Genomic DNA, 13,207 nt, shown 5'->3' on the forward strand with positions numbered 1-13,207 from the left:
AATAGACTTCGAACACACGTTCGAAGTAGTGGATCGTAGCGATGGATCGTGATGACCGGGGGGTTGATGGCTGTGCGCGGTTGGACAAGTACGAGAGCGGTGTCGTCGGCGACGCCCTCGTTCGGCTCCGGCTCGCTCACCGCCGCCATCGTGCGCGACGCCGACCCGACGGTCCTCGCGGCGGCCGTGTTCGCGCTCTCGAAGTCCGACGTCGCGGCGCTTGACCGGAGCGAGGCAGAGGCCTACATCGTGGCCTGCGAGCGGGTGGCGGCCGCCGTCGAGTCTCGCCAGTCGCTCGCCATGGACACCCTCGCGGCTCGCGTCGAGGACGACCACTTCCGACGACTCGAGGAGTCGGGTCTGTCGGTGGGAGCCGCCGGGATCGACACCCACGGGCTGGTGGCCTCGGCCCTGTCCCCCGCCCTGCACTGCGCGACGCGCACGGTGCAGCGCCGTCTGGTCGCGGCGCGATGGCTGGCCTGCGAGTTCGGTGCGACGTTCGACGCCGCCTGGGACGGCGACCTCGAGCGTCGCCGCACTGAGGTGGTGGTCGAGGCGGGCCTGTCGGTGCCGGCGGAGCTGCGCGGCGCCTTCGAGGCACTGGTCCTCGAGTCCTCGGTCGACGAGGTCACCGGCGAGTACGTCGTGGTGTCCGACCGGGTGCGTGAGCTGTCGCGCGCCGAGCTCGCGAGCCGGGCGACCAAGATCGCCCGCGAGCTCGACCCGTCCAGCGAGGAGACGGCCGCCGCCCGTGCCAGGGACGGCCGCCGGGTCGTCATCCAGCCCGACCGCGGCAACCCCGGCATGGCTCGCTGGGTCGTGACCGTCCCCACCGACGCCAGCCGGCGGATGGCCGCGGCGGTCGACGCGCTGGCCGGTGACTACGCGCGGGCCAACCCCGGCGCCCCGATCGACGCCGCGCGGGCGGATGCGCTGACCGACCTCGTGCTCTCCAGCGCTGAGGTGTCGACGGTGGTCGAGCTGCTGGTGCCGGCCCTCCCGGCCACGGCAGTGCTCGTCGCGTCGCAGTCCGGCCACGCGTCGGCACCCGCTGACCCGACGCCCGACCCGGACACGTCGGCAGGCGCGCACCCGTCGGCAGGCGCGCACCCGTCAGCAGGCTCGGACGAGGTTCGTCAGCGCACGCAGGGGCAGACCGTCCGCTGGGTCATTCCCGGGGTCGTCGACGACCCACGACACGGCGCACTCGCCCCTGAGGTCGTGGCGAGGCTGCTCAGCGACCCCGACGTCGCACTTCGGCTGGCGCGCCTCGACCCGGACGGTTCGATCGTGCAGGACCCCACCACCTACAGACCGAGCGCCTCGGTCCGGCGGCGGGTCCGGTCGAGGGATGGCGGCTGCAGGTTCCCCGGGTGCAACGTGCCCGCCCGCAACACCGATCTGGATCACGTCGTCGCCTTCCCGCACGGCCCCACCGACCCCGCCAACCTCGTCTGCCTGTGCCGCACCCACCACGGGTTCAAGCACCACGGCGGGTGGACGCTGAGCCTTTCCACCAACGGCACGGTGACCTGGCGGGCCCCGGACGGGCGCAGCTGGGTCACGGAGCCTCGACCCCACGGGATCCGCGCCGACCTGCAGCTCACTGACGGGCTGGATCCCCAGCGGCGGCACGACCTCCGCCGTGGGTGGCTGCCGGGGTTGCCCGTCGGCATGACCCCGGCCGACCTCCTCGGTGCCGAACACTGCCTCCCCGACGACCCACCCGAGAGCCCGCACACCCCGCCTGCCCCGCCCGACTGGGCCGACCTCGACCCAGCCCGGAAACCGGCAGTGGCAGTGAACTCCTGGTCAGCCCTCGAACAGCACCTCGAACGCCTGCTGGCCCTCGCAGCCTGACCTCAGCGCGGCCTGGCGTCCGACCGCTCCGCTGAGCCACCACCTCCCGACTCCTGGCCAGGGGTGCGGCACCGATCCCCAGATCCGGCGCCAGCATGCGGCACCGGTGGCCGCACGTGGGTCGATCAGCCGGTGTGGACGTCGGTGACCCGCTGGCCGTCGGGGGCGATGATCGACACGGTGATGCGCAAGGGGCCGGACAGCGGGATGAAGGCTTCGTACGGCGGCGGGGGGTTGAGCCCGCGGCGAGGCCGGTTGCGCACGACGACGATCTCGGTGGTTCGGGGGAACCCGCCCGACGCCAGCGGGATCTCGTCGAGGGGGAACGACCCGGAGAGGGTCCGTGGTCGCAGCCCCGGACCGACCGGCGGCCGGAAGGGCTCGCGCGGCAGGAAGGGACCGCCGGGGCGGACCCCTTCGCCGGGCAGTGGACCGGGGAGCCGTCCGGGGAAGGGCTCGGGCACGATCGGTCCCGGCGGCAGCGGCCCGGGCTCGATCCCACCGGGACCGATCGGCCCCGGACCGACCGGTATCGGACCGACCGGCCCCGGGCCGACCGGTATCGGGAGCGGACCGAGCAACCGCTGCTGGGCGACGATCTCCATCACGTAGGGCGGCCTGCGGCGGTAGCTCGCAGTGGTGATGATGCCCAGGTGCACGCCCCGCCCGGCGATCGCGAACACGTCGACGATCGAGACGGTCACGTCCGGTGGTGGCGGCACCCACCCGGGCACGGTCAGCTCGCGGACCACCTCGCGCCCGAACGGGTCGACCAAGCGCACCCGCACGTCCACCGGATCGGCGGCCACCGGGCGGGTGAACCACAGGGCAAGTGGTGAGCGACCCGCCGCCCGAGCCCCCTGCTCGAGCACCGGGGTGGTCGCTGCCGCAGCGGGGGCACTGGCGAGCGGGGTGGTCGGCACCGCCTGCAGCTCGATCGACGCCACGGCCTGGGCGCCCGCCTCGCCATCGAGCCGGTGGACCCCGGCGGGCAGCACCCTCGGTGGCGCCGTCGTGGCCGACCGCACCACGACACCCCGGTGGTCCGGCCCCCACACGTCGGCGGCCAGCGGTTCGAGCTCGGGCGGCCCGGGCGGCACGAGCAGGGCGACCACGTCGGAGGCCGGTGACGGCAGTCCGCGTTCGCCCTTCTGCGGCACGACATCGACGGGCACGGCAACGGCACGCAGCAGCCACTGGTCCCACCTGCCCGGGAGGGTGCCCGTCCACGTCGCCGAGTAGATGGGCTGCCCCAGCACGGGGTCGACGTCCGTCGGTGACGGGACCGTCGTCACCGTGACGTCGGCGAAGGCCGGACCCATCGTCGAGACCTCGCGGGCCGCCTCGTCCGAGGTGGTCCGGTAGATCAGGAAGCGTTGCACCGCAATGGCACTCGCGGCATACAGGCTGATGGTGACGGTGCCGTCGACGGCGATCGACGGTCGCGCGACAGGAGGCGCGGGGCGGCGCAGCCGCGGGGCCATCACGGCTTGGAAGTGCTCGTGCGGGGTGCCGCTGGACGGCCAGGGGCTCTCGATGCCGGTCTTGGTCATCGTCGTGACGACGAAGAGGTGGATGTCGTTGCTGCCCTTGGGCAGGGTCACGTCGTGCGCGCGGACGGCCCCGTCGACCTCCACGAGTCGGCGGAAGGAGGCGCGACGCTGCGTGGGGGTCATGGCGTCGTAGGCGTTGCGCAGGTCGAGCAGCCGCTGACCCGGCACGGTGGCGTCCGGCGCTCGCGCGGGCAGACCTGCGCGCTGGCGCAGTGACGTCTCGTTGACCTCCCAGATGATGCAGGTGCGCACATCGGCACCGCCGGGCAGCGACCACGCCACCCGCACGTGGCTGCAGCCCTGCGCATCGACGGTGCTGCCGAGGGGCACGCCGGGCAGCGGCGGTGGCGGCAGCGGGACGACGGGCACAGGACTGGCGGCACTGGTGCGAGCGGGGTTCGGGTCCACCGGCGACCAAGGGGTCGGGCTGGACCCGACCAGGAGGTGTCGCCGCGCCCAGACCTGGACCCCCCACCGGCTGGTGCTGCCGAAGTCGAGGGACGGGACGTCGGCCACGACGGCATACCGACGTCCGCCGTCGCCCTGGCCGGGACCGGGGGTGACGACCTCCGTGCCATCGGCGCTGAGGGGCTGCACCGTGCACCCGCTCGGCACGGGCGTGTCACCCGAGAAGGTGAAGCCGAGGTCGCGACGGAAGCAACCCGTGGGCGTCGTGGGGGTGGGGTTGTCGGGCCACATGCCCACCGGAGGCTTGTCGTTCGGCGTCGCCATGGGGAAGTACATGGCGACGATGTCGACCTGCGTGGGCGTGCGCTCGAGCCACTCGACGGCGACCTCCGCCTTGAGCGTGCCCGGGCAGGTGGCGCTGCCGGCGTAGTGGGTGTCGAGGGCGACCGAGATGAGGCGGGTGGGTTGGGGAGCCGGCTCGGTGCCGTCCCACGTGACGTCCTGCCAGGGCGACCAGATGCCGTGCACGTCGCTGACCGCCACGGCATACCCGACGTGCCGCCCACCGCTGCCGATCGGGATCTCCTGGCCACCGTCGACCAGCGCCACCCGGTTGAACCCGGTGTTGCCCTCGGTGCCGTCGGGGCTGATGAGGAGTGGCCGGTCTCCCCCCGCACCACGCTTGGGCAGCAGCGACTGGGCCGCCCCGGCACTGCCGAGGTCGTACCGCGCGAGCGCCGACTCGGTGACCGGCGAGGTCGCGGCGTTCTTGGGCACGCGGTCCCAGGTGAGCCGGATCGACTCCCGCCAGGGGGCGTCGGGAGTGATCGGCCCGACCAGGCCCGCGCGCTCCGACAGCAGCGCCGTCGGCGTCGGCACGACCAGGTGCGGTTCGGGAGCTGGCGCGTAGGCGGCGAACTCGGCCCCTCCACGGTCCGGTGGGGCGAGCCGCGAGTACCTGCCGGTGACGAGGAAGTCGCAGTGGCCCACGGCCACTTGGAGGTCGTCGAGCCGTTCCATCGAGTACGACGCCCCGAAGCCGGTGGCGAGGTTGAGGAACGGGTCGCTCAGCGCGGGGAGCATGAGCATCGGCCAGGGCCCCGTGTCAGCCTGGGTCGTGAGCGACGAGGTGCGCCCGTCCTGCTGTGGTGGGTCGACCACGCGCGGGCTGGTGACGGCGAACTGCTGGTACTCCCGCACGGACAGGTCGTACAGCGGCGGCAGCTCGGGGAACAGGTCGCGGCGCACCTCCTCGACGAGCAGCTTGGGGTCGGGGGCCGTCCACGGCGGCGCCACCCGGCCGACCTCGGTGAGCGGACCCCAGCCGATGGGCGGGCCACCCCGCAGGAGGCGGTGGACGGCGGCGTCGACCGGGGACATCGGGGTGGCGATCGGGCCCTGGTCGCTGGTGTCGTACTCGAACCCGGCGCTCGGCTGGTCCACGGGCAACCCGACGACCTCCAACGGCCGCCACGACGGGTCGTCGACGATGTCGGCGAGGGGCTGGATCGCCACGCTGATGTCGGTGCCGTTCCAGACCTTGGCGTAGGTCGCGCCCGAGGTGCGGACGGTGATGCTGAGGGGGTCGGCGTTGAGCGGCTGGACCGACCCGGCCGCGACCGCGTGGTCGGCATCATCGCCGCTGCGGAAGAGGTAGACCGCCACGGGCACAGCGGGATCCAGCGGACGACAGGTGACCCGCACGCACCCGGCCTCGACCGGACCCCACGTGACGAACGGGATGCGGTCGCCGGAGACGGTGGTCCGCGCGCGCTTGGGCGCGTCCTTGGGGCTGCGGGTCCACACGGTGAACGGTCCTCGGGGCACCCCCAGCCCGGGTCCGCACGCCCAGGTGAGGTGGATGTCGAGCGAGCGCAGCTTGAGCTGGCGGTCGTCGAAGGCGGCGATGCCTGGCGTCACGTGGGTGGCGGCGTGCGACGCGAGCACCCCGGTGTCGAAACCGCCAGCGTCCATCGCCCCCGGTCCGAACTGGCGGAGCTGCTCCCGTTGGCGGGCAGCGAGGGTGGCCCAGGGCAGCCGGACGGCCTTGGCGCGGAAGCGTGACGCGTCGGACCTGCGTGCCATCAGAGCTCCTCCTCCCAGGGTGCGCGCTGCATCGGGACGTCCACGGCCACCGCCCGCGACTCGGCGCTGCCCGCGAGGGCGTCCGCAGCGACGACCAGGTCGAGGGTGGCTCGAGTGCCCCGTGCCCCCGGGGCGAGGAGGACGATCGCTCGGCCCAGGCCCGGCCCGCGGATGATGCGGGTGATCCCCGCCGTCGGGAGCGCACCGGGGGGCGCTGCAGCGGTGCTGGGCTTGAGCGACAGCCAGTCGGTCATCCGCGCCGCCCACCAGTGGTGGGTCGGGTCGACGGAGTCGATCGGGCCCTGCACCTGGGTCGGCATGAGCCGGGAGCGCCACAGCGTCTCGCTGCACTCGACGACCAGCGCGAGCGGGGTGGGTGTGGTGTCGGTCGACCAGAGCACCTGCACGCTCGGCGCACCCGGCGTCTGGGGCGTGGTGAGCCCGGCTGCCTGGAACGCCGCATCGAGCTGGTCACCGGTCGGGGCGTCCGGCAGGGCCGCGAGCGGCCCGATCGCCGGGACGACGGTATGCCGCCAGCGCGCCTCGCGCAGCAGGTCCGCCAGCTGCGCGACGGTGCCGAAAGCACTGGTGGTGAAGCCGATCCGGTGGACCAGCCCTCGAGCGCTCGCTGGCGACCCCTTCGGCACCGCGTGCACGTCGATGAGGTAGTCGGTGAGCGGCTCGAGGTCGTACGGCAGCTCGAGCACGTCGTGGCGGACCCGCTCGCCACTGAGGTCGATGCATCGTTGCCCCTCCCCGAGCACCTCGAGCACGGCCTCCTCCCACGGGGTCGACACCACCATGCCCTTGAGCTTCTTCAGGTGCACCCCGTCGGCGACCAGGGGCACGGTGAAGCCGGTGCCGGGAGCCCCGCCACCGGGGGGAGCCGGGTGCTTGCCGGAGGCCGACAGCACGATGACCCGCAGCTCCTTGTCGTAGGCGTCGAACAGGGCGGCCACGTTCTGGGTGGCGAGGGCGATCCGGATCGGCTCGGCACACAGGACGCCGACGTCGTCCATGCCGGGAGCGGAGGCGAGCAGCCAGGGCGACAGGTCCTTCGGCGACTTGTCCGCGCCGTCGGCGGTGAACCGGTAGCTGTCGGTGTGCCCCCCGTCCCACGAGGGTGCGGAGGTCGGTTCGCTGTCCTGCTTCACCGAGGCAGCGCGCCAGTCGACAGCCACCGTGTAGGCGCGACCGGGCACGAGGAGGGCGTGGTCGTCGGGGTCCTGCGTGAGGGCGGTCGAGATGGCCTCCTGCTCGCTGGTCACCACCGAGGTGTCCCACGACCAGCGGCTGGCCTCACTGGTGAGCACGCCAGTCATGGCCACCAGGTGGAACGCGGGCGGTTGCTGGTCCTTGGGGAAACGCTCTGTGTCCCAACCGATCTCGACCGTTGCGACCCCTTGGAGGTCCCGCGAGTGCACGAGCAGCAGCGTCTGCGGCCAGGTGGAGCGGGACGCGACGCGCGCCGCGACCTGGCCGGCGCGGCATACCGGGTCGAACCACGGGCCGTTCCCGTCGACCCACGCCGCAGGCAACGGGTTGTCGCTGTCGAGGCGGTCGCCGGAGTCGAGGCCACGCTGGTCGAGGACGTTGCCCTTGTCGTCGAGCCACCGGACCACGAGCCGCTGCACGAAGACCTCCTCGGGCACGAGCAGCAGCATGGTGAGGTCGCCGGCGCCGCCGTCGGGACGGATCCGCAGCAGGTCGCGCAAGTCGCTGGGCGTGAACTTGAGGCGCGCCCAGGCGCGCTTGACGCGCTCCATGTCCGCTTCGGTGCCGAGCGGGGCCGGTTGGTCGGAGTCGCGCACCGGGGAGCGCAGGATCCGTCCTTCGCAGCCGAGCCCCGTGGTGGCCGCACGGTCGAGCTGCGGGTCCCACCCCTGGGCCAACCGGACGGCCTGGACGTCCCCGAGGCTGGCACCGCCCGCCAGCGCCTGCGCCACCTCGCCGAGCGCGCTGTCGTCGGTGGCCGTGGCGCGGCTCGACCACACCGTGCCCGCGGTCGCGACCCACGCCTTGAGCGGGTCGGGCACGTCGCGTCCGCGGCGGGGCTTGCAGCAGCGCACCGAGTCACCGAGCACGACCGCCGGCGTGGTGCCCTGGAGGATGTCGATCGCCGGGTCGCCGGTGCGCCAGGCCTCGGTGACGTCGCACTCACCGTGCACGGGCCGGGTGCGCAACGTGTCAGGCGGGTCGGGCCAGGGAATGCCGTCGAGGCTCCAGCCGACACTGCTCGGCCCGGGCGGCTTGCGGTCGAACGTCCAGAGCACCGGCGCGGGCGGGGCGGCCGGGTTGCAGACGGTCCCCCACCGGTCGGTGACGCTCGTGGTGAGCGTCTCGCCGTACGGCAGCGCGCGGCTGAACGGCGTGGGGAGCCAGTTGAGCAGGGCAAGTGCCGGCCCCGAGGACGGGTCGGCGGGCGAGGTCTGCTTCCACCACGAGCTCGGCGTCTTGCCGGCGGGGGGCGCCGGTTGCAGGTCGCCGGTGAGCGTCACTCCCGTGATCTCGTAGGTCCACCACCGGTCGCCGAGTCGCACCCACGGCTGCGCGCCGCTGGCGCCGAGCGGGGTGCCACCCATGACGGGGCCACCGACGGCGGGGGCGGTGTTGAAGAGCACGACGGGGATGGCGTCCAGCGGCACCGAGGGGGGTGTGCCGCTGGCGCCGGTCTCCAGGGCGTCGGCGAGCTTGCCGTCGATGGCGCGCTCGGCCCCGGTGCCCTCGACGAGGGCGGGCGACCGCGACACCAGGCTGACGCCGGCGACGAGAGGTGGCGGGGTCAGGGTCTCCGACGGTGGGTTGCCGATCGTGAGGGAGACGCAGCCCTTGACGGAGAAGAAGAAGAAGTCGACCTCGCCGCACACCTCACCGTGGACGTAGGTGATGTCGGGGCTGCTCGGGGTGGTGCGGCCGACGAGCACGTCGAGCTCGGCGCTGGCCCCGATGCTGATGATGAACAGCCGCAGCTCGCCGCGGACGTAGATCTTGCCGGCGAGGAAGAACGGGTCGAAGCCGAGGATCGCGTCGAAGCCACCGGCGACCTCGAGGTAGAGCCCGATGCTCTTGCTGCCCATGAGCACGCAGCTGATGTGGAACCCGGTCGCGATCGCCATGCCACCGGTGACGGGCGGGAGCACCGGGATGTTGATGCCGTTGCCGTGCACCATGAGGTAGCCGCTGCCCGTGATGACGTCCAGCACCTCGACCGTCACCCGGTCGTCGTAGGACCCGAGGTCCACGAGCCAGTTCTGCGGGTTGCGGGTGTCGAAGAACGCCTTGACCGGCACCCTGATCTTCAGCAGCTTCTGGATCTCGTATGCCGCCACGATGCCGAGCGTGATCGTGCCCCGGCCGAAGTCGATGTCGAGGACCGCGAGGAACGTCGCGCTCTGGCTGGCGTCCTTGAGCACCGGGGGCAGCTTGAGGACGTCGGCCTTCATCACCAGCAGCAACCGCGGTCCGGGCACCTCGATGAGGATGATGCCCTTGAGGTGGACGACGAACCCGCCGTCGACGGTGCCGAGGAGCATGCCCGCCGCGAACGCGTAGGAGCCAGCCGTGTGGGTCCAGCCGTCAGGGTGCATGACGTGCCCGCGCTGCAGCTGGGCCTGGAGCCAGTCGAGGGATGGCACAGGCCTTGTGGCGTAAGGCGATTCGTCGCGCGCGTAGTTGATGCCGACGCCGCCGAGGAAGCCGTAGATGCCCAGTCCCGAGTTACCGAGGAGCAAGGGCACGGGCAGCTCGACCTCGGCGCCGATGAGCACCCCGGTGACACCGTTCTTGGTCTCGACCGCGAGGACCGCGCTGGCCCTCAGGCTGATCGGGGTCACGGTGAGGTCGAAGTAGCCCTTGAACCCGAGCGGCGTGAACTCCAGCGAGCCCTTGCCGTGCAGGACGCCGGGCACGTCGAGCGAGGCGGCGAGCTTGGTGAGGGTGAGCTCGAACGGTCCGTCGAGCCGTGCCCTGATCCGCACCGTGTCGACGGTGACGATGCCGAGGTCCAGCCCGAGGCCGACCTCGACCTCCATGTAGGTCGGGTTGTCGCGGCTGACCCGGAAGCCCAGCACCCGCAGCAGCTCGTCGAGCGGCGGGCTGGCGCTGAGCGCGCCGGCCGGGATGTCCAGGCTGTACCCCTTGCTGGGGTCGAACACCGGGATGGGCAGGTAGTCGACGTGACCCGGGTGGGCCGGGTCGGGCGCGGTGTTCCACGACGACCGCACCCCGATCGCCTTGTAGCGCGTGGTGACCGGGTGGTCGGGGTTCACCTTGACGATGGTGAGGTCGAAGGTGAACGTGACCTCGATGTCGAGCAGCACGCTGACGGTCGTGCCGCGCGGGTCGACGGTGGCCGAGCCGTCCGGGGCGATGATGCCCTGGCTGACGACGAGCTCGCCCCCGCGGAGGATGAGCTTCTGGGTCTTGATCAGGCTGCTCGCACCGAGCGCGATGCTGCCGAGGGAGACGAGCGCCCCGGCCGCGGGCGAGAGCTCGGCGGCGGCAGAGCTGAGTGGCGCGAGGACGCTGAGCGCGCCGAGCACGTTGAGGGCGGTCTCGTTGGAGTGCGCGAGGTCCATCTGGGCCAGCCCGTCGAGGTCGGCCTCGGCCGCGCGGAACTCGGCGCTGACCAGCCAGGACTCGCGGTCCTCAGCGATCCGCAGCCGCACGAGGAAGGTGCAGATGCCGTCGGAGGGGTTGCGCGGCCCGGTGCGCAGCGCGGGTTGGGAGTGCTGGCGCAGCGCGGTCTCGGCGGCCGTCTCGATGTCGAACTCGCCGTAGACCTCCGCTCTGATGAAGGTGCTGCGCAAGAGCTCGACCCGCACGCCGAGCTTGCGGAAGCAGTCAGGGCGGCCACCGGTCGGCGGCGTGCGGTCCACCTCGCGGGCCGGTGGCCGCACGACTCTCTCCACCCGTGCGGTGATGGTCTCCCGGCCGTTGCCGGCCGTGGTCGCGCGGGCCCGCCACCAGGCGCCGCTGCCGGCAGCTGGGGGCGGGGTGGTTCCCTCCGCGGACGTGGTCTGGGCCTTGGCCTGGGTGAACCCGTCGGCGGTGCCGGCGGTGACGTTCGTGAATCCCTGGTGCAGCAACAGCTCGACGAGCACGTCACGGCGGCGCTCGCTGAGCAGGCGGTTGTAGGTCGCGTCGCTCGACGAGTCGTGCGACGGCCCCTCCCACGACGCGTAGCCCTTGACGGTGAGCGCGGTGGCCGCGCCGATCTCGGTGACGACCTGCGGGGTGATCGCGTCGAGGAGGGCGCCACCAGTGGGAGCGGTCCCCTGGGTCGGTGCGCTGGCGGTCCCGACGTTGGAGGAGTTGGTGGCGTAGAGGTGCACGGGAGTGGCGGGTCGGCCACACACTGCGCAGTTGTTGGGGGCACCCGTGCTGGTGTTGAAGGGGTCGGGCTTGGCGAACCGGAAGTAGGCGTCGACCGCCTGCGGCTGGGTGGGTGGCAGGGTGGCCGTGACGTCGACCCGCGCGCCGGTCGCGACGGGGACGTCTGCCTCGACCGACGGACCAGCCGTCCCGCCGGCCCAGCTCCAGTTCGCAGCCACGGGCGGGTCGGTCGTCAGCTTCACGTGGGTGGCGGTCTCCGACACCCTTCGTATGCCGTGGGGCCGGATGTTCGTCGGGGTCACGGTGACGGTCGACGAACCGGCGCCTGCGGCGCTCGTCGCACTGCGGCGAACGACGGTGAAGGTGCGGGTGGTCGGGTTGCCGGCGCCGTCGGTGGCGGTCACCGTGATGCTGAGGTTGCCGCTGGACGGGACGGTGAGCTCGACCCGGTCGTCGGCGGTGACGGTGCCATCGACGCTGATGCTGATCGTGATCGGCGCCAACCCACCCGCGGTGTCGACGAAGAGCGTGGCGTGCTCGGGCAGCTCGGCCGCGCCGGTGCCCGGGTCACCGATCCACTCCCCCGACGCCGTCCGGAAGCTCACCGAGAGGGCCGGTGTGCCTCCGCGGTTGACGACCTCGGCCTCGAAGATGCCGGTGACGCCCGCGTGCACGCCGAGGCCGATCCACAGGTTGCGCACCCCGGCGCTGACGGCGATGCCCTGCAGGCCCGTCGGGGCCACGAAGAGCCGCGCCTCGGGGAGGTAGAACCCCTGCCAGTCGGCGGGCATCGAGCGGGCCTCGGCGGGGACGGCCGGGACGGTGGGGCCGGCGGTGCCCGACAGGTCGAGGACGGCGGTGCGGAACGCGAAGCCGACGACGTCGGAGGGGCCGACGAGCGCGTAGGGCGGGTTCATCGAGATGAACTCGTAGATGTGGTCGACCGGCGTGCCGCCGGTCTCGGCCGACAGCAGCTCGACGCCGACCGACTGGCCGGCGAGCTGCTTGGCGCGGATCCGAAGGGCGGGGAGCGTGAACGTGACCGGCATACCGTTGGCGCGCAGCTGGCCCTGGCCGTCGAGGTCCGCCCCGCGCAGGAACGGGAGTCGCACCAGCACGATCGGCACCGACAAGGTGACCCGCCACCCGCCGTCACCGACGCCGCCGGTCTGGTGCAGGCCCAGCTCGACGCTGACGCTCGGATCGGGGAACTCGATGGGCGTCGTCGAGGTGGTGCCGCCGTTGCCGAAGCCGCCAGAACCCGGGTCGAGGGTGATCGGCGTCGGCCACGTACCCGTCGCGGTGTAGACGTGCCAGGTGCCGTCCGCATCGGTCTGCAGCCCGTCGTCGGTGCCGTTCAGCCCCTGGAGCAGGGGACGCACCTGGTCGAGGGCGCCAGAGCTGCGCGCGCCGGCGGGAACGTCGTCCCACAGCGTCACAGCACACCTCCCCATGGGCGGCGCGAACCTCGGGAGGACGGCGGCAGGCCGACCGTCCGGTGCGAGCTGGCTGCGGGTCCCCTCGTAGCCACTCCAAGCGAATGCAAGCCAGTGGTGCGCTACGCAGGTAACCAGTGGCGGGAGTCGGTGGTCAACGCCCTGTCACAGAGCCGCCACCAGGCCCGACCCAAACCTCGACATTCACGGCACCACCGGTCGCCCCCGTCGGACCGTGTCGCAAATCGTCACCCGGAGCCAGTTGACCCTTCGCGCCCGACATTTCCCGATTGTCCCAGTTTCAGCCGTCGGCCATTCGGCCCCGACTTCTCCCCTCTTTGGTGGAACTTGGGCGTCCACCAGCGGGGCGAGGCATCTCGGCGAGCGACGCAGCTAACCTTCCCGCATGCGCAATCCCAGCCACCAGGACGACGACACCAGGACGCTCACCGAGGTCGAGCGCGCGGAGCTCATCCAGCTCCTCCGCGGTKGCTCCTGGCGAGTCCTCGGCGGCGTCTCGAACGGCTGAGC

Annotated in this window: 4 protein-coding genes; 2 read left to right on the plus strand and 2 right to left on the minus strand. The window is 72.5% G+C overall.

Annotated features, from left to right (window positions below; all coding sequences use genetic code 11):
• The first annotated feature begins 99 nt into the window (after positions 1-99).
• Positions 100-1,860, plus strand: coding sequence for an HNH endonuclease signature motif containing protein (locus AC1DX8_RS10705; protein WP_477629908.1), 1,761 nt, complete (start codon positions 100-102; stop codon positions 1,858-1,860).
• A 125-nt stretch (positions 1,861-1,985) separates the two neighbouring features.
• Here AC1DX8_RS10705 and AC1DX8_RS10710 read toward each other — a convergent pair whose 3' ends face one another.
• Both AC1DX8_RS10710 and AC1DX8_RS10715 read right to left on the minus strand, forming a co-directional pair.
• Complete coding sequence (locus AC1DX8_RS10710; RefSeq protein ID WP_477629909.1) at positions 1,986-5,906, minus strand: hypothetical protein; 3,921 nt, start codon at positions 5,904-5,906, stop codon at positions 1,986-1,988.
• The gene (locus tag AC1DX8_RS10715; RefSeq protein WP_477629910.1) at positions 5,906-12,679 is read right to left on the minus strand and encodes a hypothetical protein; all 6,774 of its coding nucleotides are present in this window, start codon (positions 12,677-12,679) and stop codon (positions 5,906-5,908) included. Before AC1DX8_RS10715 ends, AC1DX8_RS10710 begins: the two co-directional genes overlap by 1 nt.
• 403 nt (positions 12,680-13,082) lie before the next feature.
• Between AC1DX8_RS10715 and AC1DX8_RS10720 the strand changes: the two genes are divergently transcribed.
• Positions 13,083-13,205, plus strand: a complete 123-nt coding sequence (locus AC1DX8_RS10720) for a hypothetical protein (RefSeq protein WP_477629911.1) — start codon at positions 13,083-13,085, stop codon at positions 13,203-13,205.
• The last annotated feature ends 2 nt before the right edge of the window (positions 13,206-13,207 follow it).

The organism is Pedococcus sp. P2_A3 (assembly GCF_056405035.1).